The sequence below is a fragment of the Ancylobacter sp. Lp-2 genome (assembly GCF_020523795.1).
GTDB lineage: Bacteria > Pseudomonadota > Alphaproteobacteria > Rhizobiales > Xanthobacteraceae > Ancylobacter.
This window is the reverse complement of record NZ_JAJALI010000004.1, coordinates 116,725-139,144: the sequence shown is the minus strand read 5'-3', so window position 1 is coordinate 139,144 and position 22,420 is coordinate 116,725. Positions and strand designations below refer to the sequence as shown.

Below are 22,420 nucleotides of genomic sequence, written 5' to 3'. Positions count from 1 at the left end.
CCATTATGGTTGATTTGCGCGGTCCTAGGCAAGGCGGAAACGATGGATTTATCGCCTGAACAATGTCGCGCCGCACGCGGCCTGCTCGACTGGACGCAGGAGTGTCTCGCCACCCGCGCCGGGGTGTCGCGTTCCACCGTGCGCGATTTCGAGCGGCACCGCCATATGTTGCACCGCGGTACCGAGACATTGCTGATCCGTACCCTGCAGGAAGCCGGGGTGGTGCTGTTGCCGCCCGGCGAGTACGGTCACGGCGTGCGGATGCGCTGATCGGGAGAGTTGACAGCCGGCGGGCGAGGCCCTAGCGCCTTAGCGCCGGCCTGAAGGCGAACCGGCGCCTGTCCCGCGCCTGCGATCAGCGAGCCTCTCCATGAAGTCGAAGGATCTCACCGCCTACATCGCCCTCGCGGTGATCTGGGGGCTGTCCTTCGTGGTCGTGCTGAGGGTGGTGCAGGCCTTCGGCTGGGTAGGGGCGGTGACGTTCCGCGCCTTCGTCGCGGCCGGCACGCTGCTGATCATTGCCGCCCTGACCGGCCGGCGCCTGGATTTCTCGGTCGGCTGGCTGCGGCTGGCGGTGGTGGGCGCGACGACCGTCGCCCTGCAACTCGCGGGCCTGAACTACGCCATGCCGACGATCGGCACCGCGATGTCGGCGATCCTGGTCGCGACCATTCCGCTGTTCTCCATGCTGATCGCGCAGGTCGCCGGTGTCGAGCGGTTGAGCGCGCCGCGCAAGGCGGGGCTGGTGCTCGGCTTTGCCGGGGTGATGCTGCTGGTCGGCTTTCCGGCCGTGCCGCCGACGGCCTCGTTCGTCATCGGCTGCCTCTGCTCGCTGGCCTCCGCCTTTTTCGCGGCGCTGGGATCGAACTATGTCGGCCACCAGCTTCGGCATGTCGGCGCCTGGGAGGTGACCATCGGCTCCTTCCTCACCGGCGGCGCCATGCTGCTGCCGCTGCTGGCGCTGGTGCCGGTCCCCGGTTCGCCGCTGCCGCTCGACTACCTCCTGCTGTTCATCGCCGGCGCGCTGATGAGCGGGCTGACTTACCTGCTGTATTTCTGGCTGGTCGGGCGCATCGGCGCCACCCGGGCGGTCAGCGTCGAGTTCGCCGTCACGCTGGTCGCGGTGGCGATCGGCGCCGGCCTGCTGGGCGAGCCGCTCTCCGTGCCGCAGATGATCGGCGCGGCGACGGTAGTGTGCGGCTGCGCGCTGGTGCTCGGCCTGTTCGGTCGCGGCCGGCCGACGCTGGCGCTCTCCTGAGCGTCAGGTGCCGGCGAGCACGCGGTCGCGGAACAGCGCGAGGTCGATGTTGCCGCCGCTGAGCGGCATCCCCACACGCCGGCCGGCCATGGCGTCGCGCTCCTTGAGCAGCGCGGCCAGCGGGGCGGCGCCGGCGCCTTCCGCCAGCTGATGCGTGTCGGTCCAGTAGGCGCGGATGGCGGCGGCGATCTCGTCGTCGCTCACGGTGACGATGCGGGCGGCGCCCTTTGCGATGATGGCGAGCGCGGCGGGATCGGGAATGCGCACGGCGAGGCCGTCGGCGAAGGTGTCCGCGCGTTCCGTCTCCACTGGACGCCCGGCGGCGAGCGAGAGCGCATAGGCCGGCGCGCCGGCGCTTTGCACGCCGACGATCTCGGTATCGAGGCCGAGCAGGTCGCGCACCAGGATTGCCCCGCAGATCGAGGAGCCGAGGCCGATCGGCACGTAGAGCGTATCGAGCGGCCCGGCATGGCGGAACAGTTCCAGCGCCCAGGTCGCGACCCCGCGCACGAGGTCGGCGTGGAAGGACGGCGCGAAATAAAGCCCGTCCTGCCGCGCCAGCCGCATCGCCTCGACGCGCGCCGCGTCGAAATCGGCGCCGTGCTCGATCAGCCTCGCCCCGAGGGCGCGCATGGCGGCGTTCTTCTCGATGCTATTGCCCTCCGGCACCACGATGGTGACCGGCACGCCGTAGCGGCGCCCGGCGAAGGCGAGCGACTGGCCGTGATTGCCGCGCGTCGCCGAGATGAGGCCGTGCGGCGCGAGGCTTTCCCGTGCCAGCCGCTCGACATGGATGAGGCCGCCGCGCACCTTGAAGGCGCCGGTGGGCGTGAGGTTCTCGTGCTTCACCCATAGTTGCGCGCCGGTGCGCGCCGCGAGCAGCGGCCAGGCATAGGCCGGCGTCGGCGCGAACACCGCATGGAGCTGTGCGGCGGCGGCTTCCAGTTCATCGAGGCTGAACATTCCGATCTCCTGTCTCTGCCGGAGGGCATAGACGGCGAGCGGGAGAAGGGAAATCCGTTTTCGTCGGCTGCTGCGGTCAAGAGGCCAAAGGGGCGAGAGCCGCGCGATCCCCGGCGAGAGGCGGCGGCCCGGCGATCTCGGCGCGCAGGCGCGGGAGCGCGGCCGGGTAGCTTTCCCGCAGGAAGGCGATCAGCTTCTCGCGCACCTCGCAGCGTATGTCGAAGGTGCGGCCGGAGGTGCTGGCGCTGACCAGGATGCGCACTTCCATCACGCTCTCCTTGAAGTCGGTGACCTGGACGTTCACCACCTTGCGGTCCCAGAGCGGCGAGGCGCGGACGATCTCCTCGACCTTCGCGCGCACCGCATCGACCGGTACGCCGTAGTCGAGATAGATCATCACCGTGCCGATCAGCGCCGAGCCTTCGCGCGTCCAGTTCTGGAACGGCTGCTCGATGAAATAGCTGAGCGGCAGGATGAGGCGGCGCCAGTCCCAGATGCGGATCACCACGTAAGTCGAGGTGATTTCTTCCACATTTCCCCATTCGCCTTCGACCAGCAGCGCGTCGTCGATGCGGATCGGCTGGGTGACGGCGAGCTGGATGCCGGCGATGAGGTTCTTCAGCACGGGTTGCAGGGCGAGGCCGATCACCAGGCCGGCGGCGCCGGCGGAGGCCAGCAGCGAGACGCCATATTGCTGCACGCTCTCGAAGGTCATCAGCGCGGCGGAGAGCGCGATGGTGAAGATCACGGTCGCCGCCACCCGGCGCAGGATGCGGGTCTGGGTGACGTGCTTGCGGGCCAGCAGGTTGTCCTCGGCATCGAGCTTGAAGCGCCGCAGATAGACCGTCACCCAGATGTGCAGGGCCGTATGCGCCAGCCAGGCGACGAGCACGATGAAGCACAGCACCAGTATGTGGCGGACATAGAAGGTCTGCGGCAGGCTGAGCGGCGCCACCGGGGCGGCGATGCCGAGGAAGATCACGATGGCGGCGAGGCGGGTCGGCCCTTCCGTGCGCGACACCAGCGAGCGCCAGAACAGGTCCATGTCGCGCACCAGCCGGGTGATCAGCCGGAAGGCGATGCGGTGGACGATGACGCCGACGCACAGGGCGATGGCGAAGAAGAGCAGGCTGATCAGCCAGTCGGGAGCCCAATAGAGCGTGCTCTCGATCTCGTTCGCCAGACGCCGTATCGTCAGCATGCATCCCCTCCGCGTTAGTGGGGGCTAACGTCCGCTCGCCGGAGGGTGTTCCCCTGCGGTGCGATATTTTTGCTGCGATGCGGTGGAAATTTGCGACGGATCATGTTGCGGTCGTCGACGGTAGAATATGGTCGGTCGCGATGGAGGCCGCTCAGGGCTCCGGCACGTCGGGGAGACGGGACATGACCGAGGCGGAACCGACCGGGGAAGCTACCGGCACCACAGAGCGCGCGCCGCTGCTCGTCGATCTCGCCCTGCAGGGCGGCGGTTCGCACGGCGCCTTCACCTGGGGGGTGCTCGACCGGCTGCTCGAGGAGCGCTGGCTTACCATCGACGGCATTTCCGGCACCTCCGCCGGCGCGATGAACGCCGCCGTGCTGGCCTATGGCTATGCCAAAGGCGGGGCCGAGGGGGCCCGCGAGGCGCTGGCGCATTTCTGGGGTGAGGTCTCCAAGGCGGCGCGGTTCAGCCCGTTCCAGCGTGGTCCGCTCGACCGCCTGCTCGGCCGCTGGACGCTGGACAGCTCGCCGGTGTTCATCGCCATGGACCTGATGTCGCGGCTGGTCTCGCCCTACGACCTCAATCCCGGCGGCAGCAACCCGCTGCGCGGCATTCTCGAACAGCTGATCGACTTCGAGCTGCTGAAGACCTCGCCGATCAAGCTGTTCATCACCGCCACCAACGTGCGCACCGGGCGCGGCCGGGTGTTCCGCAACGGCGAGATCACCCCGGAAGTGCTGCTGGCCTCCGCCTGCCTGCCGACCATGTTCCAGGCGGTGGAGATCGACGGCGAGGCCTATTGGGACGGCGGCTATTCCGGCAACCCGACCATGACGCCGCTGGTGCGCGAGCTCGATTCCGACGACACCATCCTGGTGCCGATCAACCCGGTCGAGCGCGAGGGCACGCCGGACAATGCCCGCGACATCCTCAGCCGGCTGAACGAGGTGTCGTTCAACGCCGTGCTGCTGAAGGAGCTGCGCATGATGGCGCTGATGCGCAAGGTCGCCGATCCCGGCAATTCCGAGGGCGCGCAATGGGCGAAGATGCGCATCCACATGGTGCCCAATCCGGTGATGGCGACGCTCGGCTATTCTTCCAAGCTCAATGCCGAGCGGGAATTCCTCGATCTGTTGCGGGAGGAGGGGCGCCAGGCGGCCCAGACCTTCCTCGACACCCATGGCGATGACATCGGCAAGCGTTCCACGCTCGACATCGACCAGCTGATCGAAGGGGTGTGAGCGATGGGGCTGCTCGGAATTCTCGTCGGCCTCGGCCTGCTGATCGCGCTGGCCTTCCGCGGCTGGTCGGTGCTGCTGCTGGCGCCGATCGCCGCGCTGGTCGCCGCCGCCTTCGCCGGCGAGCCGCTGCTCGCCCACTGGACGCAGACCTTCATGGGCAGCGCGGCGCGCTTCGTGGCGCAGTTCTTCCCGCTGTTCCTGCTCGGCGCGCTGTTCGGCAAGATCATGGACGACAGCGGTTCCGTCACCGCCATCGCCAATTTCATGACCGAGAAGCTGGGCGCCGAACGGGCGGTGCTCGCCGTGGTGCTGGCCGGCGCCTTCGTCACCTATGGCGGCGTCAGCCTGTTCGTCGCCTTCTTCGTGCTGGCGCCGATGGGCCTCGCGCTGTTCCGCGCCGCCGGGGTGCCGCGCCGGCTGATGCCGGCGGCCATCGCGCTCGGCACCTCCACCTTCACCATGTCGGCGCTGCCCGGCACCCCCTCGATCCAGAACGCGATTCCCATGCCGTTCTTCGGCACCACGCCCTTCGCGGCACCGGGGCTCGGCATTCTCGCGTCGGTGATCATGCTCGGCTTCGGCCTGTGGTGGCTGCGGCGGGCCGAGGCCAAGGCGCGCCTGGCCGGCGAAGGCTTCGGCACCGACGAGCCGGCTCCGGTCGATGCCGCCGCCGAGGACCCGCTGGTGCGCGAGCGCGCTACCACCGCGCGGGAGTTCGATCCCGCCGAGATCCATAATGGCGTGCATGCCTATGCCAATCCGCCGATCGCGCTGGCGGCGCTGCCGCTGATCGTGGTCGTCGTGGTCAACCTGATCATGTCGATGGCGGTGCTGCCCAATCTCGACACCGCCTATCTCGCCGAGCCGCGCTGGGGCGAGACCTCGCTGGCGGCGGTCGGCGGCGTGTGGTCGGTGGCGGTGGCGCTGACCGCCGCCATCCTCACCGCGCTCGCCATCAACTGGCGGCGGCTGCCGGGGCTGCGGGCGACCATCGATGCCGGTGCCAACGCCTCGGTGCTGCCGGTATTCAGCGTGGCCAGCCTAGTCGGCTTCGGCGCCGTGGTCGCGGCGCTGCCGGCCTTCGAACTGGTACGCGAATGGGTGCTCGGCATCGAGGGAGGCCCGCTGGTGTCGCTGGCGGTGGCGACCAACATCCTCGCCGCGCTGACCGGCTCGGCCTCCGGCGGCCTCACCATCGCGCTCGACGCGCTCGGTCCGACCTTCATGCAGATCGCCGGCCAGACCGGGCTGGACCCGGCGCTGATGCACCGCGTGGCGGTGATCGGCTCGGGCACGTTGGACAGTTTGCCGCATAATGGTGCGGTGGTAACGTTGCTGGCGGTCTGCGGAACGACTCATCGCGAGAGCTATCTCGATATCGTGATGGTCGGCATCGTCGGCGCCGTCGTGGCGCTGGTCGCGGTGATCGTGCTGGGCTCGGCCGTCGGGTCGTTCTGATCCGGCGAGAGTGCCGTCAGCGTGTGAGGACTGATGTCGACGATCCAGATTTCCGGCCTGCTCACCTTCACCATCTCCATCCTGGTGTTCTTCGCCGGCTCCGGCATCAACAAGGCGTTCGAGCCGCTGCGCCGCTTCAACATTCCCGAAGCGGTGACCGGCGGGCTGCTCGCGGCGCTGGTGACGCTGATCGCCCACAGCTTCTTCGACACCGAGATCGTGTTCTCGCTGGCGGCGCGCGACATGCTGCTGCTGTATTTCTTCACCGGCATCGGCCTCAATGCGCGGCTCGACGATCTGATCTCCGGCGGGCGGCCGCTGCTGATCCTGCTGGCGCTCACCGTGTCCTATCTCGTCCTCCAGAACCTGATCGCCGTCGGCAGCGCCGCCGTGCTCGGCCTACCCGATGGAATCTCGGTGTTCCTCGGCTCGGCCTCGCTGATTGGCGGCCACGGCACCACCATCGCCTGGGCGCCGCTGATCGCCCAGCGCTTCGGCCTCGCCAATGCGATGGAAATCGGCATCGCGGTGGCGACGCTCGGGTTGGTGGTGGCGAGCCTCGCCGGCGGCCCGATCGCCAAGTATCTGATCGGCCGCTACAAGCTGCACGGCCCGCCGACGGAGGAACTGCTGATCGGCGTGCCGCAGAAGGACGCGGGGACCCCGCGCGACGAGGTGACCCATGTCAGCCTGCTGCGCACCATCCTGGTGATGAACGTTGCCATCCTCATCGGCTTCGCCGTCGATGAACTGATGGAGGAGGTGGCGCTCAAGCTGCCGCTGTTCGTCGTCTGCCTGCTGGTCGGCATCCTGCTCACCAACATCGTGCCCCGCGTCGTGCCGCATGTCGCCTGGCCGACGCGCACCCGCGCGCTGGCGCTGATCTCCGACCTGTCGCTGAACATCTTCCTGGCGATGTCGCTGATGAGCATGCAGCTATGGACGCTGGACGGGCTCGGCTTCAGCCTCGTCATCGTGCTCGCGGTGCAGACGCTGGCGGCGGTCGCCTACATCATCTTCGTCGTCTTCCCGGCCATGGGGAAGAATTACGAGGCGGCGGTGATCTCCTCCGGCTTCACCGGCATCAGCCTCGGTGCCACCCCGACCGCCATCGCCAACATGACGGCGGTGACCAAGGCGCACGGGCCGGCGACGCGTGCCTTCATCGTGCTGCCGCTCGTTTCCGCCTTCTTCATCGATATCATCAATGCTGTCGTCATCGGCTTCATGGCCCGCTGACACCGGGCCGCGTATCTTCGCCGTATCGCCCGCCGCGCGCGGGCGACAGGCTTTCGCTCCATAACCCGCCAGTGGCGGGCGATGGGCTTTCGTTCCCGATCCGCCATGGCGGGCTGGGGGCCTCGATGCAGGGATGACATGATGATCAATCGACGTTCGCTTCTCGCCGGCCTGTTCTCGGCCGCTGCGCTGGCGCCGCTGGCGCTGGGCACCGCGAGCGAGGCCGAGGCGCAGGCCCGCCCGATGGCGCCGCCGCCCCCGCCGCGCCGCGAGCGGCGGCCGCCTCCGCGTCGCGGCTATACCTGGGTGCCGGGGCACTGGAACTGGCGTCGCGGCCCGGGCTGGGTGTGGCAGTCGGGCTATTGGGAGCCGAACCGGCGCGGCTTCACCTATGTCGGCCCGCGCTGGGTGCTGCGTCGCGGCACCTGGGTCTACGAGCCAGGCCGCTGGGTGCGCAGCTGGTGAGCCGTCCGCTCTATTGAGACTTGTCTCTGGCCGGGCGCTTGTGGGTGCCCGGCTGCTCCGCACGGCCTATTGCCGGGCCGGATTGCCGCCGGTGTTCTTGATCACCTGGCCGAACTGGTCGACCTGCGCCTCATAGGTGCGGCGGGTTTCCGGATCGAAGATGGCGATCGGCGCGCTGATGGCGACGCTGGCGGCGCTACCCACCGTCTGGCCGACGCCCATGGCGGCGGCACCGATGCGGTCGCCGAGGCTCACCTTCGAATCCGTCACCGTCTGGCCGGCGACGAGGCGGGTGCCGATCAGCCGCACCACTTCCGGCGACTCGGCGAACCGGCCGTGGTTGAGCACGTCGCCGGAGCGCATCGCCGTGAGGTCCACCACGGTGATGCCGGCCTTTTCCAGCTCGGCGTAATAGTCGCTCGGATTGATCTGGCCGAGCCGGTCGACGCTGCCGGCGATGCGCCGCGACACCTGCAGCGCGCGGTCGTCCTGCGAGGTGAAGACGGTGAACCGCGCCGTCGGGTGGTGCAGCGCGCGCCATTGCGAGGCGAACACGTCGACATCGACATCCGGTGAAGCGAGGATCACGTCGGTGATCTTCGGCGGCAGCTTGCCACGGCGGATCGACATCTGCCGCAGGCCCTCCATGGCGAGCCAGGCTCCCATGGAATGCGCCATGATGGTGACGTCCTTCACCTCCGGGTCGTTGGCGATCTCCCAAACCGTCTCCTCGAAGGCGTCGCGCGAGAAGATGGTGCTCTCGCGGTCGAACAGATAGTCGAACACCCGGGCGCGCGAGGGCCAGGTGAACAGCACGGGCGTCGCGTCAGCCTTGGAATCGTGGGAGATCTGCGCGAAGCGGTAGATCGCGTCCTCGAAGCGGTTGTTGAAGCCGTGCACGAAGATCAGCACCCGCCGGCTGGGCGACAAATGCTGATGCAGCCAGCTGCGCGACGCCTTGACCCCTTCCAGCGGCTTCGCCTCGAGGGTGGCGAAGTCGGTTTGCGGGTTGGGCGGCAGCCGGCGCGGCCATTGCACTTCGCCGACCTGGCGGTTCTGGTCCGGCGGGATCGACACCACGAAGGAGGTCAGCGCTACCTGGCGGCCGCGCTCGCCGGTGAACAGAATGGCCGGATTGTCGGAAGGTGCGCGGGTGGTGGCGACCAGCATGTCGACCTTGGTGGCGTCCGGCGCGGTCTCCACGACCGGGGCGAGCACGCCGACCGGCCGGCTGGCGCAGCCGGCGAGCAGCAGACCGGCGACGGCGACGGCAAGCAGCTTGGCGGTCATCCCCGCCGCCTGCCGCATGGTTCTGGCTCGTCCGACCTGCATACTCGTAACGCTGCCCCGTTCGCCGGCGGGACGATCCGCCAACGCGTCGATCCAGGAGGGCCATCGATATCGAAGGCGGGGGCGGCGCTCAAGCGCGGGCGGTATCCCTCAACCGCGGGGGATGTGGAATCCCGCTGATAGTTGCATCGCGGCACCAAGGCCGAGCAGCAGCAGGAGCAGCAGCGCGCCGGCGACCGGCCAGCGGCGCAGTGTCTCGTCGGCGCGTTCCAGCCGGTCGGCCAGCCGGAGCATCGCCGGCCATCCGCGCTCGGCGAGGACGATGAGGTCGCCCGGCGGGATCGCCGGCGAGCGGGGCGCGAAGCGGTGCAGCAGCAGGGCCAGCGCGCCACCGAGCAGCATCGGCCAGAAGGCCTTCCACAGCGCCTCCGGGGCGAAGGCTGCCGCATAGCTGGCGCCGGTCGCGGGCAGCAGCAGCCCGACGACGAGGAAGGAGGCGCCGGCCATGGCGAGGAAGGGCAGCAGCAGCCCGGCCGGCGGCCGCGCCTCGGCATCGGCATCGGCAGGGACAAGTGTGGCGAGGCGGCGCAGGAAATGCAGCATCAGCAGGGTGCTGCCGGTTGCCGAGAGGGTGGCGGCGAGCGCGGCGGCGCCATCGCCGAACAGATCCTTCACCGCATATTTGGCCAGGGCGCCGGAGGTGAAGGGCAGTCCCGCCAGCGACAGCGCCATTACCGTCATCACGGCGAGGATCGGCCCGGTGCTGCGTCCGCCGGCCTTGCCGGTCACCCCGACGCCGAGGAACAGCGCGCCCTTCACCAGCATGTGGTGCAGGGCATAGAAGGCGGCGAGCACCGGCGTCGCCTCGCTGCCAGAGGCGAGGCCGGCGCCGGCGACGGCCGCGACCACGCCCATCTGGCTCACCGTCGAATAGGCGAGCACCACCTTGGGATGCGGCTGGGTGAGGCCGATGGCGACAGCGTAGAAGGCGGTGAACAGGCCGAGACCGACCAGCGCCACGCCCCAGCCCTCAATTTCCCCACCGAAGGGCAGGAAGCGGATGAGGCCGATGACGCCGGCCTTGACGATGATGCCCGAGAGCACGGCGGAGGCCGGCATCGGCGCCACCGGATGGGCGAGCGGCATCCAGACATGCAGCGGCACCAGCCCCATCTTCAGCCCGAAGCCGAGCACCAGCAGCACGAGGATGGCGTCGCGGAACGGCGAGGCGGCGAGGTGCGCCACCGCCTCGGCGATGGCCGGGTTGCCGATGCCCGGCGCGCCGATGGCCAGCATGACGAAAGCCAGCAGCAGGAAGGCTTCTCCCAGTAGCGCCAGCCCCATATAGACGAGGCTGGCGCGCCCGGCTGCCGGCGTCGCCTCATGGGCGACGAGGCCGTAGGCGGCGAGGCTGGCGACGGTGAAGAACAGGTAGAAGCTGGTCATATCCGCCACCAGGCAAAGCCCGAGGCTGCCGGCCATGGTGAGCAGCCACCACACCGCGAAGGCGGTGCGTCGCGTCGAGGCGGCGAGATAATACGCCGCATAGGCGCCGGCGGCGCACCACAGCAGGGCGCTGCCGCCGAGCAGCATGGCGCCGGGCTCGTCGAGCGCCAGCGTCAGGCGTAGCGGATCGGGCGCCAGCATCAGCGAGCCGCCGGGTGCCAGCAGCGCCGCCGCCAGCGCCGGCAGCGGGGCGGCGGGCAGCGCGGCGAGCAGGTGCCGGCGCATCGGTGGCCACAGCGCCGTGACGGCGAGGAGGAGCGGCAGGGCGAAGCTCGCCGCCAGCAGGAGGCCGCTCATGGCATCGCCTCCAGTGCCTCGAGCGGCCGGCCGATCGCCAGCAGCGCGAAGGGGCGCAGCGGCACGAAACCGAGCGCCAGCGCGCACAGCGCCAGCGCCAGCACGGCGCCCTGCCGGTAGAGCGCCACCGGCGCCATCGGCGGATCGCCATCGGCCAGGGCATGGCCGAGCGCGCGGAACACATAGAAAGCGGCGAGGATGCCGCCGGCGAGGATGACCGCCGCGATCCACCACGCGCCGGTCTCGACGGCGGCGGTGAGCAGCAGCAGCTTGGCGATGAAGCCCCCGCTCGGTGGCAGGCCCATCAGCGACAGGCCGGCAATGGCGAAGGCGGCGAGCGTCACCGGCTGGCGGCGGGCGAGGCCTCCCAGCTCGGCGACCCGGTCATGGCCGAGCGCCTCGTAGATCAGCCCGGCGGCGAGGAACATAGCCGCCTTGGCGAACCCGTGCGAGGCGAGCTGGAGCAGGCCGCCGGTCCAGCCGATATCCTGCCAGGGAGCCGGGCCGGGCATCAGCGGGAACATCAGAAAGAGATAGCCGACCTGCGCCAGCGTCGAATAGGCGATCATCAGCTTAAGCCGTTGCTGGCGCAGCGCTATCACGCTGCACACCAGGATGGCGGCGGCGCCGAGACCGGCCATGATCTGCTGCGGAGCGGCGGCCGGGAGCGGCAGCAGGTCCACCCAGAGCCTGAGGATGATCAGGAACGGCGCCTTCACCACCAGCGCGGAGAGCACGGCGCTCGCCGGGGCCGGGGCGCCGGCATGGGCGGGGGGAAGCCAGAGATGCAGCGGGAACAGTGCCGTCTTGGCCATCAGCCCTGCCGTCATCAGAGCCAGGGCGGCGAGAGTGACGGTATCCGGCTGGGCGATCTCGCGCAGGCCGGCGAGGTCGAGCACCGCGTAGCGGCCATAGATCAAGCCGACGCCGAGCAGATAGAGGATCGAGCCAGCGAGGGCGAACAGCAGGTAGCGCAGCGCCGCGATGAGCGCGCCGCGCGTGCCGTCGAGGGCGACGAGCGCCACGGCGGCGAAGCTAAGCATCTCCAACGCCACGAAAAAATTGAACAGGTCCTGCGCGGTGAAGGCGAGGTTGAGCGCCGACCACAGCGCCAGCAGCAGCGCCCAGAAGCTGAAGCGGCTGCGCGCGGTCGCGTCGCCGGGCGGCGTCCAGGCGCAGATGGCCACGCCCGTCATGACGAGGGCGGTCAATGCCATGAGCAGGACGCCGACGCCGTCGGCGCGCAGGGTGAGGCCGAGCGGCGGCAGCCAGCCGCCAAGGGCGTAGACGAGCGGCGCCTGGCTCGTCATGACCTCATAAGTCATTGACAATGAAAGATATAATGAGAGGCCGACAAAGGGGGCGGCCACCCGTTCCGGCCGCATCCACCGCTCGCAGAGGAGGAGGGCGCACAGGCCGAGCACCGGCGTCAGCACCGCCCAGACCGGCAGGAGGCTGACCGTCATGGCTCCTCCTCCGGCCCGGACAGCCGCGCCAGCAGCGTGGCGGCCAGCGCCGTGGCGGCGAAGGCGACGACAATGCCTGTGATCACAATGGCTTGCGGGACAGGATCGCCCGCCAGCCCGGCCGCCGCCGCCCGTCGCGCCAGCACGCCGAAGACGAGGAACACGCCGGCACCGACAAGGTTGAAGGCGAGCAGCTTGCGCAGGGCAGTGGGGTGGACGATCAGGCCGAAAAGACCGATGCCGACCAGCGCGGCGCCGGTGAGGCCGAACAGGGTGGTACTCATCGGCCGGTCTCCCTCTCCGGCGGGCCGGCGACCAGCAGGACCAGCGCGACGACGATCGAGACGGCGAGCGCCAGTTCGACGGCGATGATCATCGGCTTGGCGACCGGCTCGGGCCAGGCGAGGAAGCTGCCGGCGGCGGCGATGCCGATGGTGCCGGCGACGATGAAGGCGAGCGGGCCGATGGCGAGGGCGCGGCCGGTCCACCGTCCGCCGCTGCACGGTGCCGGCGCCAGCCCGGCCATGATGGCGAGCAGCCAGAGAGCGGCGACGAGGGTGCTCGCCTGGAACTTGCCGCCCGGCGCGTCGGCCCCGACCCAGAACAGGTAGACGGCGAAGACGAGCCCGGCCGGGATCAGCAGGCGGGCGAGGAAGACGAGGGCGGGCGAGGGCTCGCCTTCCGGCCACGGCACCGGCCGGCCGCCCCAGCCGCGATCCGTGCCCAGCGCGCGCAGGCCGACCACGGCGATCAGCAGCACGACGATTTCCAGCAGCGTGTCGAGGGCCCGATAGGCGATGAGCACGGCGGTGACCGGGTTGCCGATGCCGAGCGCCGGCAGCGGCTCGACGGTCGCGGCGGCGAGGCTCGGTGCCGGCTCCGGCAAGGCGAGCAGCAGCGCGCCGAGCGCCAGGGTGACGAGGGCGGCGAGGAGACCGGCGGCGATCTTCAGGCGCGGGCCCGCCGGCTCGCCGAGCGACACCGGATGGCGCATGCGCCCGTTCAGGCGCAGCAGCAGCAGCCCGGTGGCGCCGCCGCCGATGGCCGCCTCGGTGAGGGCGACGTCGACGGCGTCGAGCGCCACCCAGGCGAGGGCGAGGAACAGGCCGAAGGCGAAGAAGCCGAACAGCGCCGCACGGGTCGACGCCGTGGCGACGATGAACAGCGCGCCGGCGAGCAGCGGCAGGGCCAGAGTGAGCGCCAGAAGCTCAGTCATCGGCGGCCTCCGCGCGGTGGAGGCGGGCCAGCATCTGCCCGGCGGCGGTGCTGCCGGCGAGCACCAGCAGCCAGACCAGCAGCAGCTTCAGCGCCATCCAGACGCTGCCGGCTTGCGGGACGAGACCGAGCGCGATCAGCCCGAGACCTAGCGAATCCGCCTTGGTGAGCGCGTGCAGCCGCGACAGCGGATCGGGAAAGCGCAGCAGCCCCACCGTGCCGGCAAGGAAGAACACCGCGCCGGCACTCACCAGTACGATGGTGAGGAGATCGGCGATCATCGCTTCTCTCCTGGCGCAGGCGGGAAGAGCGGGGTGGCCGGGCGGCCGGGCGTCGCATCCGCCGGGAGGTCGTCCCGGCCTTTCCGGCTCATGGCGGCGGTACCGAGCGCCGCCAGCACGGCGAGGGTGAGGGCGACATCGACCAGCGCTGGGCTGTCGTTCCCGGTCGCCAGCAGCAGGCAGACGGCGGCGCCAGCGGTGCCGGCGAGCTGCACCGCCATCATGCGGTCGACGGCGGCCGGCCCGCGCAGCAGCCGGAGCAGGCCGAGCCCGGCGGTGGCGGCGACGAAGGCGGCGGCCGCAGTGAGGAAGGCGCTCATGCCGCGGCTCCGGGATGAGGGCGAGGCACTGCCGGGCGCTCGCTTGGCGAGGGCGAGCGGGGTGCCGGCGGCACCCGGAGCCGAAGCGAACCGGAGAGCTGGAGGCGCCGGCACTCCGCGGCCGCCGGCCCGTGCAGCAGCCGGAAGAGACCTAGGCGGGCGGTGTTGAGGAGGAAGGCAGCGGTGAGGAAGGCGCTCATGCTGCTGCTCCGGGAGAGCAGTGGGCCGCTGCCGGGCGTACGCTTGGCGAGGTCGCGCGGTGGGCGGGGCCCGCAAGCCGAGCCGGCTGGAAATGGCAAGGCGCCGGCACGCCGTACCCGGCTGTCATGGTCGTGCGGTGGTTGGCGGCGCGGTGTTCGGTCGCGCGCGGGCTGGCGGGGTGGTGGTCGCGGGTGGTGGGCGCACCGTTCAAGATGTCGCCTCCGACCGCAGTGCGCGACGCCAGCGCGTCTCGTCCTCGGCAAGGGTGGCGGCGATAGGAGCCTCGGTGTCGAGGCAATGCACCAGCCAGCCGTCGCCGTCCTCGGCCTCGAACGGCAGGGCGCCGGGTTGCAGCCCCATGGCGGCGCGGAAGCCGTCGCGCGCCGGGCTGGGCGGCAGCGCGGGGCGGTAGCGGATGAGGCCGGGCGCCAGCGGCAGCGACGGCGAAAAGGCGCGGCGCGCTACGTCGATGCCGCCGGCCACGGTGGTGGCGGCCAGCCGGAGAACGAGGCGCAGCAGGAGCGCCAGATCGGGCCATCGGTCGCCCGGTGGCAGCAGGTGCAGGCTGATCCAGGCGGCGGCGCCGGCGGCGAGCAGGCCAACAGGCAGCTTCGCGGCGTCGCCGTCGGTCAGTACCAGCCAGAGCAGCAGGAAGCCGGCCGTCCGCATAGCAAAGGGAACGGCGCCCGCATGTCGGCGGCGGCTCCGGTCGGGAGGAGGGCGACGGATCATCAACTGAGGCTCCGCACCGTGCCGGCCACGCGCGGCGCGCGGAGGGCGCGGGCGCTGAAGCCGGGATGCCCCGTGCTGCGTGCCGGCCGGCAGGCCGGCTCCGCGACGGGGCGGTGTGAGATGTGGGGCATGTCGCTTGCGGCATGCCGCTCGTCGGGCACATTCCGTGTTCCGCCGCTGAGGCGGCTGAAGCCGGCGTGCCTCACGTCGTCGGCAGGGCGGGAGGCCGGCTCCACGACGCGGCGCCCCATGCTGGCGCTCCACCTGTTGCCGAGCGTGCCCCAGGCCTTGCCGGAGAGGTCGCCGAAGCCGGGATGCCGCTTGCTGGTTGCGCGCCACGCCCCGCCGGAAAAGTCGTCGAAATCCGGGCGCGGCGTAGCGCCGGCCGGCCGGAAGGCGGGCTCCGCGACAAAGCGGTGCGAGACGCTGGGCATGTCGCTTGCATTTCGCCGGGTGCCGGGCATGTCCCGTGTTCCGCCGCAGAGACGGCTGACGCGGGGGCGTCGTGCGTCACTCGTCGGACGGGAGGTGGGCTCTGTGGCGGCACGGGGAGGGCTGTCGTGCCGCGCATTGGCGTTCCGCTCATTGCCGGATATGCGCCTGGCCCAAACGGAAAAGTCGCCGGAGGCCGGGCGTGGCGTAGCGCCGGCTGGCCGGAAGGCGGGCTCGGCGACAAGGCGGTGCGAGACGCTGGGCATGTCGCTTGCGCTTCGCCGGTTGCCGGGCACGTCCCGTGTTCCGCCGCAGAGACGGCCGACGCAGAGGCGTCGTGCGCTGTCGGCCGGGCGGGAGGTCCGCCTCGCGACCAGATGGTGCGGGGCGCCGGGCCTGATGCTTGCGGCGTGCCGTTTGCCGGACACGCTCGCCACCCATCCGAAAAGGCCCGCAAATCCGGGGCGCCGCCCTTTGCCGGCCGGACGGGCGGTCGCTTCCGCGACGGGGCGGCGCAGGCGGCTGTGCATGTTGCCTCCCCAGAAGCGTATGGCCGTCACATCATCATGATGCACTTGATGGTGCAACTGCGAACGGCTTATGGCTTATGGTGCTGATCTACCATAGGGTTTTCCCCGGTATAGGCCCGCGCCGCAAAAGCGTGCACCATCCCACCGCGCCGGCCCCAGCGGTCCGCGCTTCGAATCAGCCGTGCGTGCAAGAGGAACCGAGCATCATGTCGAACCGCACTTCCGGCCGGATATCCTGCCGCGTGCCCTCCCGCGTCTCTTGGCCCGGCATGAGCCTCGCGCTTGCCCTGGCGCTGGCGACGGCGGCCTGCTCGCAGGAGGAGGCGGCGGCGCCGCCGCAGGTGCGTCCGGTGCGGGTGGTGACGGTCACGGAAGCGCCGGCGAGCCAGTCGGTGTCGATCTCCGGCACCGTCCAGGCGCAGGACGAAGCGTCGCTGGCGTTCCGCATCGGTGGGCGGATGATCGAGCGGCTGGTCAATGTCGGTGATCAGGTGAAGGCCGGGCAGACGGTCGCGCGGCTCGACCCGCAAAACGCGCTCAACACGCTGCGCTCGGCGCAGGCGGGGCTGACGGCGGCGGAAGGCCGGCTGGTGCAGGCCTCCAACCATTTCGACCGGCAGGAACGGCTGCTGCAGAGCGGCTTCACCACCCGCGCCATCTATGACGAGGCACGCCAGGGCCGCCTCGCCGCGCAGGCGCAGGTCGACGACGCGCAGGCGCAGCTGAAGATCGCCGAGGACAATGTCGGCTACACCGAATTGAAGGCCGACGCCCCCGGCGTGGTGACGGCGCGCGGCGCCGAGCCGGGCGAGGTGGTGCAGGCCGGGCAGATGATCGTGCAGCTGGCCCGGCAGGGCGGGCGCGACGCGGTGTTCGACGTCTCCGCGCAGATCCTGCGGCAGGTGCCGGCCGAGCCGGTGATCGCCGTCGCGCTCTCCGACAATCCGGCGGTGACCGCGACCGGACGGGTGCGCGAGGTGGCGCCGCAGGCCGATCCGGTGACGCGCACCTTCCGGGTGCGGGTCGGGCTCGACAATCCGCCGGAGGCGATGCGGCTCGGCTCCAGCGTGACCGGCCGCGTCGAGATCGAGAGCGGCGCGGGCATGGAGGTGCCGGCCTCGGCGCTGACCGCCGCCAACAACCAGCCGGCGGTGTGGGTGGTCGATCCCTCCACCGCCACGGTGGCGCTGCGCAATGTCGAGGTGGCGCGGTTCAACCCGGCGACGGTGACCATCGGCTCCGGCCTCGCGGTCGGTGACGTCGTGGTCACCGCCGGCGTGCAGGCGCTGTATCCCGGCCAGAAGGTGCGCCTGCTCGGCGCCGCGTCGGCGTCCGCCTCGGGGGCTTCGGGTTCGTGATGCGCTTCAACCTGTCGGAATGGGCAATCCGCGAGCGCTCGCTGGTCGTGTTCTTCATGCTGGTGGTGATCGTCGCCGGCATCGGCTCCTATTTCCGCCTCGGGCGGGCGGAGGATCCCACCTTCGTCATCAAGACCATGGTGGTGCAGGCGGGGTGGCCGGGCGCCTCCACCGAGGACATGCTCAAGCAGGTGACCGAGCGGCTGGAGCGCACGCTGCAGGAGACGCCGCATCTCGACCGGCTGCGCTCCTATACGCGGCCCGGCGTCACCACCATCTTCGTCGACCTCGAAGGGGCGACGACGGCGGCCGAGGTGCCGGACGTCTGGTATCATGTGCGCAAGAGCATCGCCGACATGCGCGGCTCGCTGCCGCAGGGCGTGGTCGGGCCGGGCTTCAATGACGAGTTCGGCGACACGTTCGGGCTGATCTACGGCTTCACCGCCGACGGTTTCACCCATCGCGAGCTGCGCGACTATGTCGAGGAGGTGCGCTCCAAGCTGCTGCAGGTGCCGGACGTCTCCAAGATCGACATCCTCGGCGCGCAGGACGAGCGCATCTTCGTCGAGTTCTCGATGGAGGAGCTCGCCAATCTCGGCATCAACCGGCAGGCACTGGTGGCGGCGCTGCGCGCGCAGAACGTGGTGCAGCCTTCCGGCACCATCCAGACCGGCGACGAGACGCTGGCCCTGCAGGTGTCCGGCGCCTTCGACAGCGAGCGCGACATCGCCAACATCAACTTCGCCGTCGACGGCCGCATGCTGCGGCTCTCCGACATCGCCACGGTGCGGCGCGGCTATGCCGACCCGCCGCAGCCGATGTTCCGCGTTAATGGCGAGCCGGCCATCGGCCTCGCCATCGCCATGCGCGACGGCGGCGACATCCTGCGGCTCGGCGCCAACATCAAGACCGCGATCACCGACATCACCGCCGACCTGCCGGTCGGCGTCAATGTCAGCCTGGTCGCCGACCAGGCGGTGACGGTGCAGCACGCCATCGCCGAGTTCATGGAATCGCTATGGCAGGCGATCGCCATCATCCTGGTGGTGAGCTTCATCGCGCTCGGCGTGCGGCCGGGCCTGGTGGTGGCGCTGTCGATCCCGCTGACGCTGGCGGCGGTGTTCTCCGTCATGGAGCTGACCGGCATCGACATGCAGCGCATCTCGCTCGGCGCGCTGATCATCGCCCTCGCCTTGATGGTCGACGACGCGATGACGACCACGGACGCCACCATCAACCGGCTCGCCATCGGCGAGAAGCCGGAGGTGGCGGCGACCTATGCCTTCAAGACCTACGCCTTCGCCATGCTGGCCGGCACGCTGGTGACCATTGCCGGCTTCGTGCCGATCGGCTTCGCCGCCTCCTCGGCCGGCGAGTACACCTTCTCGCTGTTCGCGGTGGTGTCGATCGCGCTCATCGTGTCCTGGCTGGTGGCGGTGCTGTTCGCGCCGCTGATCGGCATGGCGCTCCTGAAGCCGCCGAAGAACGCCGGCAGCGGCGAACCCGGACGGGTGATGAAGCTCTATCGCGGCTTCCTCTCCGCGGCGCTGGCGGCGCGCTGGGTGACGCTCGGCGTGACGGTGGCGCTGTTCGTGCTGGCGGTGCTGCTGCTGCCGCTGATCCCCAGCCAGTTCTTCCCGTCCTCCGACCGGCCGGAGCTGCTGGTCGACATGACCCTGCAGCAGAACGCCTCCATCCACGCCACCGAGACCGCCATGGAGCGGCTCGACGCGGCGCTGAAAACCGATCCCGACGTGGAGCGCTGGAGCGGCTATGTCGGGCAGGGCGCCATCCGCTTCTACCTGCCGCTCAACGCCCAGCTGCCCAACGACTTCTTCGGCCAGGCGGTGGTGGTGGCCAAGGACACGCCGGCACGCATCCGCCTGCAGGCGAAGCTGGAGAAGCTGCTGGCCGAGCAGTTCCCCGGCGTGGTGGCCCGCGTCTCGCCGCTGGAGCTCGGCCCGCCGGTCGGCTGGCCGGTGCAGTACCGCGTGCTCGGCCCCGACCTCGCGCAGGTGCGCGACATCGCCTTCAAGCTGGCGCAGGTGGTGGCCTCCAATCCGCAGGCGGTGCAGGTCAATTATGACTGGATCGAGCCGTCCCGCGAGGTGCGGATCACCGTCGACCAGGACGAGGCGCGCCGGCTCGGGCTCTCCACCGAGACCATCGCCAGCGTGCTGAACACGGTGATCTCCGGCGCGCCGGTGACGCAGCTGCGCGACGACATCTACCTCGTCAACGTGGTGCTGCGCGCCACCGACGAGCAGCGGCTGTCGCTCGACAGCCTGCGCACGCTGCAAATGCCGATCCCCGGCGGGCGCACCGTGCCGCTGTCGCAGTTCGCCACCTTCGACTACGCGCAGTCCTACCCGCTGGTGTGGCGGCGCGACCGGGTGCCGAGCCTGACCGTGCAGGCGGACGTGGCGCCGGGCACGCTGCCCGACGAGGTGGTGGGCGCGCTCGCCCCCAAGATCGCGTCGCTGAACGCCGAGCTGCCGCGCGGCTACCGCATCGAGACCGGCGGCACGGTGGAAGAGAGCGCCAAGTCGCAGGCCTCGGTGGTGGCGGTGGTGCCGCTGATGCTGTTCATCATGCTCACCGTGCTGATGTTCCAGCTGCGGCGCTTCTCGCTGATGTTCATCGTGCTGTCGGTGGCGCCGCTGGGGCTGATCGGCGTGGTGGCGGCGCTGCTGCTGTCCAACCGGCCGCTCGGCTTCGTCGCCATTCTCGGCGTGCTCGCCTTGCTCGGCATGATCATCAAGAACGCGGTGATCCTGATCGGCCAGATCGAAGCCGAGCGGGCGGCCGGCAAGAAGGTGCGCGAGGCGGTGCTGGATGCCTCCAGCGCCCGCTTCCGGCCGATCATGCTCACCGCCGTGTCGACGGTGCTCGGCATGATCCCGATCGCGCCGACGGTGTTCTGGGGGCCGATGGCGTTCGCCATCATGGGCGGCCTGCTGGTTGCCACCGTGCTGACGCTGATCTTCCTGCCGGCGCTCTATGTGGCGGTGATGCGGGACAAGCCGGCGGATGCCGGCGCCGCGTCCTAGCGCGGGCAACCTGACGAAACACGCCGTCGCGAGAGGCCTTGCCGCGTCGCGACGGCGCAGCGTCCTTCGGGAGTGCGCCTATTGTTGGCGGAATCTGCCGGCGGTATGAAGGTGCTGTCGATTCACCCTGGGGGACCCTACATGATCCGCGTTGCCGCCATTTCTCTCGTCGCGCTTTCGCTCGCCGCCTGCACCACCACCGAGAAGCGGGCCGGCACCGGCGCCCTGATCGGCGGCGGCGCCGGCGCCATCATCGGCGGCATCGCCGGCGGCGGCACGGGTGCGGCGGTGGGCGCGGCCGTCGGCGCCGGCACCGGTGCTGTGATCGGTGCGGCGACCGCGAACTGACCGATCCTGCCGGCTCTACATGCAAACGGCCGCGCCTCGTGGGAGGCGCGGCCGTTTTGTTTCCGCCGTCCGCCGTCGAGGCTCAGCGGCGCGGCTGGGCGATCAGGCCTTCGACGCGCTCGGCGATGTAGGGGAAGAACGGGTTCGACGACATGCGGGTCAGCGCATCGACGCTGATGATCAGCGCTCCGCGCTCGCCGCGCACCGCCATCGCCCCGAGATGCAGGCCGAAATCCTCGGTGCCGTCCGGCTGCGCGCCATAGAGATTGTCGCTGTCCGGGAAGGGCAGGGCGACATGGGAGAGCGAGAACACGTCCAGCGGATAGAACAGGCCGAGCGGGCGCTCGGTGCTCTCGGTGGCGCCGGCCGGGGTGGTGCGCTCCAATACCTCGCCGGTGTCCGGGCTGACATTGGTGATCATCGACAGCGCGAAACGGCGCGGCGCCGGCGGCACCTGGCGGCCGAGCGCGGCGGCCGAGGTCCAGCCGCGCAGCAGCGGGCCGAGCTTGGTGTTGCGGTTGAGATCGAACAGCACCAGCTCGCTGCCATTGTCCGGCAGCAGGCCGTAGAAGGCGGTGACCACCGCGCGGGTGGAGACGGTGAAGTCCAGCGCCGACTGGAAGGTGAGCGCCGGCGGCAGATCCTTCAGCCCGCCTGCCCGCGCCCGGCGGGCGATGGAATCCTGCAGCGCCGCGGTGAGCAGGTAGGACTGGCGGGCGCCGTTCACCGGGAAGGAGTTGTACTTGAACGGGTTGAACTCCGGCAGGATGGAGAGCCACGCCGCCTTGGCGAAGCGCGGCAGGAAGGCCGGCACCCCGGCGAGGCCGGCGAAACGGGCGAAGCGGGTGATGCCGATCATCGGCGACAGCAGCACCAGCCGGTCCGGCCGGGCCAGCGCCGGGTCGTCCAGCGCGTCGAGGGCGTATTTCAGCGCCAGCGCGCCGCCATTGGAGAAGCCGACCAGGTGCAGCGGCTGGGTGGGAGCGAGGCGGTGGGCCTCGCGCACCGCGAGGCGGGTGGCGGCGAGCCAGTCCTCCCAGCTCGCCTCGGCGAGGCCGGCCGGCACGGTGCCGTGGCCGGGCATGCGGATGGCGACCACCGCCCAGCCGGCCTCGGCATAGAGCCGGGCGACATGGCGCAGGCTGTAGGGCGAATCGGTGAGGCCGTGCAGCAGCACCACCGCGCCCTTGGCCTCGCCCTGCGGCACGATCTCGTAGGAGCGGTTGAAGTCGCGGGTGAGGCGCGGCGGGTAGACGAGGCTGCCGGAGAAATAGCGGTTCGACGGAACGCGCTGGTCCTCGGGCAGCGTCTGCACGACGTTCTCCCACACCTCGTCGAAGGCGCTGTTCTCGGCGGCGAGGAAGCCGCCCCAGTCGGTGCGGTCCATCTCGGCGACGGAGAGCTCGCGCGGCGCATAGGTGTGCCAGGGCTCCAGCGGCGCCCCCGACTGGGAGAACCAGATGCGGCTGCCGAGGAAGGTCGCCAGCATCAGCGCGAGCGTGACGCAGAGCCAAAGGGTGAGGCGCTTGAGGCGGCGAATGGCCATGCGAGGCCCTTTCCTTCGATGTC

21 protein-coding genes are annotated in these 22,420 nt (G+C 70.4%); 9 read left to right on the top strand and 12 right to left on the bottom strand.

Annotation, left to right across the window (positions count from 1 at the left end; all coding sequences use genetic code 11):
* Window positions 1-42: 42 nt before the first annotated feature.
* Window positions 43-270, top strand: coding sequence for a DNA-binding transcriptional regulator (locus LGR54_RS12045; protein WP_230362210.1), 228 nt, complete (start codon window positions 43-45; stop codon window positions 268-270).
* Between the two features lie 100 nt (window positions 271-370).
* A complete protein-coding gene (locus LGR54_RS12040; protein ID WP_230362209.1) occupies window positions 371-1,258 on the top strand; it encodes a DMT family transporter in 888 nt (295 codons plus the stop codon).
* 3 nt (window positions 1,259-1,261) lie between these two features.
* Here LGR54_RS12040 and LGR54_RS12035 read toward each other — a convergent pair whose 3' ends face one another.
* Both LGR54_RS12035 and LGR54_RS12030 read right to left on the bottom strand, forming a co-directional pair.
* Window positions 1,262-2,221, bottom strand: a complete 960-nt coding sequence (locus LGR54_RS12035; RefSeq protein ID WP_230362208.1) for a threonine dehydratase — start codon at window positions 2,219-2,221, stop codon at window positions 1,262-1,264.
* A 76-nt stretch (window positions 2,222-2,297) separates the two neighbouring features.
* Window positions 2,298-3,422, bottom strand: a complete 1,125-nt coding sequence (locus LGR54_RS12030) for a mechanosensitive ion channel family protein (RefSeq protein WP_230362207.1) — start codon at window positions 3,420-3,422, stop codon at window positions 2,298-2,300.
* 182 nt (window positions 3,423-3,604) lie between these two features.
* Between LGR54_RS12030 and LGR54_RS12025 the strand changes: the two genes are divergently transcribed.
* The 4 genes from LGR54_RS12025 (at window position 3,605) to LGR54_RS12010 (ending at window position 7,825) form a co-directional block, all read left to right on the top strand.
* Entirely contained in the window at window positions 3,605-4,663 is a 1,059-nt protein-coding gene (locus LGR54_RS12025) for a patatin-like phospholipase family protein (RefSeq protein WP_230362206.1), read from the top strand.
* A gap of 3 nt (window positions 4,664-4,666) precedes the next feature.
* Window positions 4,667-6,121 carry a GntP family permease gene (locus LGR54_RS12020; RefSeq protein ID WP_230362205.1) on the top strand — a complete coding sequence of 485 codons (1,455 nt, stop codon included), beginning with the start codon at window positions 4,667-4,669 and terminating at the stop codon, window positions 6,119-6,121.
* 33 nt (window positions 6,122-6,154) lie between these two features.
* Entirely contained in the window at window positions 6,155-7,360 is a 1,206-nt protein-coding gene (gltS, locus tag LGR54_RS12015) for a sodium/glutamate symporter (RefSeq protein ID WP_230362204.1), read from the top strand.
* Between the two features lie 141 nt (window positions 7,361-7,501).
* The gene (locus LGR54_RS12010) at window positions 7,502-7,825 is read left to right on the top strand and encodes a hypothetical protein (protein ID WP_230362203.1); all 324 of its coding nucleotides are present in this window, start codon (window positions 7,502-7,504) and stop codon (window positions 7,823-7,825) included.
* Between the two features lie 66 nt (window positions 7,826-7,891).
* Here the strand turns inward: LGR54_RS12010 and LGR54_RS12005 are convergent, their stop codons facing one another.
* The 9 genes from LGR54_RS12005 to LGR54_RS11965 form a co-directional block, all read right to left on the bottom strand.
* On the bottom strand, window positions 7,892-9,133 hold the full coding sequence (locus LGR54_RS12005) for an alpha/beta hydrolase (RefSeq protein WP_370638190.1): 1,242 nt from the start codon (window positions 9,131-9,133) through the stop codon (window positions 7,892-7,894).
* A 132-nt stretch (window positions 9,134-9,265) separates the two neighbouring features.
* Window positions 9,266-10,918: a complex I subunit 5 family protein gene (locus LGR54_RS12000; RefSeq protein WP_230362201.1), complete on the bottom strand. Its 1,653-nt coding sequence runs from the start codon at window positions 10,916-10,918 to the stop codon at window positions 9,266-9,268.
* Window positions 10,915-12,384 (bottom strand): complex I subunit 5 family protein, encoded by a 1,470-nt coding sequence (locus LGR54_RS11995; protein ID WP_230362200.1) that lies wholly within the window; start codon window positions 12,382-12,384, stop codon window positions 10,915-10,917. Before LGR54_RS11995 ends, LGR54_RS12000 begins: the two co-directional genes overlap by 4 nt.
* Window positions 12,381-12,668 (bottom strand): NADH-quinone oxidoreductase subunit K, encoded by a 288-nt coding sequence (locus tag LGR54_RS11990; protein ID WP_230362199.1) that lies wholly within the window; start codon window positions 12,666-12,668, stop codon window positions 12,381-12,383. The genes LGR54_RS11995 and LGR54_RS11990 overlap by 4 nt, the downstream gene beginning before the upstream one ends.
* A complete protein-coding gene (locus LGR54_RS11985; RefSeq protein WP_230362198.1) occupies window positions 12,665-13,600 on the bottom strand; it encodes a hydrogenase subunit MbhD domain-containing protein in 936 nt (311 codons plus the stop codon). Before LGR54_RS11985 ends, LGR54_RS11990 begins: the two co-directional genes overlap by 4 nt.
* Window positions 13,593-13,880 (bottom strand): monovalent cation/H(+) antiporter subunit G, encoded by a 288-nt coding sequence (locus tag LGR54_RS11980; protein WP_230362197.1) that lies wholly within the window; start codon window positions 13,878-13,880, stop codon window positions 13,593-13,595. The genes LGR54_RS11985 and LGR54_RS11980 overlap by 8 nt, the downstream gene beginning before the upstream one ends.
* On the bottom strand, window positions 13,877-14,200 hold the full coding sequence (locus tag LGR54_RS11975; RefSeq protein ID WP_230362196.1) for a monovalent cation/H+ antiporter complex subunit F: 324 nt from the start codon (window positions 14,198-14,200) through the stop codon (window positions 13,877-13,879). The genes LGR54_RS11980 and LGR54_RS11975 overlap by 4 nt, the downstream gene beginning before the upstream one ends.
* 408 nt (window positions 14,201-14,608) lie before the next feature.
* Entirely contained in the window at window positions 14,609-15,070 is a 462-nt protein-coding gene (locus LGR54_RS11970) for a Na+/H+ antiporter subunit E (RefSeq protein WP_230362195.1), read from the bottom strand.
* A 62-nt stretch (window positions 15,071-15,132) separates the two neighbouring features.
* Complete coding sequence (locus tag LGR54_RS11965) at window positions 15,133-15,597, bottom strand: hypothetical protein (protein ID WP_230362194.1); 465 nt, start codon at window positions 15,595-15,597, stop codon at window positions 15,133-15,135.
* 767 nt (window positions 15,598-16,364) lie between these two features.
* Between LGR54_RS11965 and LGR54_RS11960 the strand changes: the two genes are divergently transcribed.
* From LGR54_RS11960 to LGR54_RS11950, 3 genes are all read left to right on the top strand, one after another.
* Window positions 16,365-17,453 (top strand): efflux RND transporter periplasmic adaptor subunit, encoded by a 1,089-nt coding sequence (locus LGR54_RS11960; protein ID WP_370638199.1) that lies wholly within the window; start codon window positions 16,365-16,367, stop codon window positions 17,451-17,453.
* Window positions 17,453-20,503 (top strand): efflux RND transporter permease subunit, encoded by a 3,051-nt coding sequence (locus tag LGR54_RS11955; RefSeq protein ID WP_230362491.1) that lies wholly within the window; start codon window positions 17,453-17,455, stop codon window positions 20,501-20,503. Before LGR54_RS11960 ends, LGR54_RS11955 begins: the two co-directional genes overlap by 1 nt.
* A 105-nt stretch (window positions 20,504-20,608) precedes the next feature.
* Entirely contained in the window at window positions 20,609-20,851 is a 243-nt protein-coding gene (locus LGR54_RS11950) for a hypothetical protein (RefSeq protein ID WP_230362193.1), read from the top strand.
* A gap of 82 nt (window positions 20,852-20,933) precedes the next feature.
* Here LGR54_RS11950 and LGR54_RS11945 read toward each other — a convergent pair whose 3' ends face one another.
* Window positions 20,934-22,397 carry a carboxylesterase gene (locus tag LGR54_RS11945; protein WP_230362192.1) on the bottom strand — a complete coding sequence of 488 codons (1,464 nt, stop codon included), beginning with the start codon at window positions 22,395-22,397 and terminating at the stop codon, window positions 20,934-20,936.
* Between the last annotated feature and the right edge of the window lie 23 nt (window positions 22,398-22,420).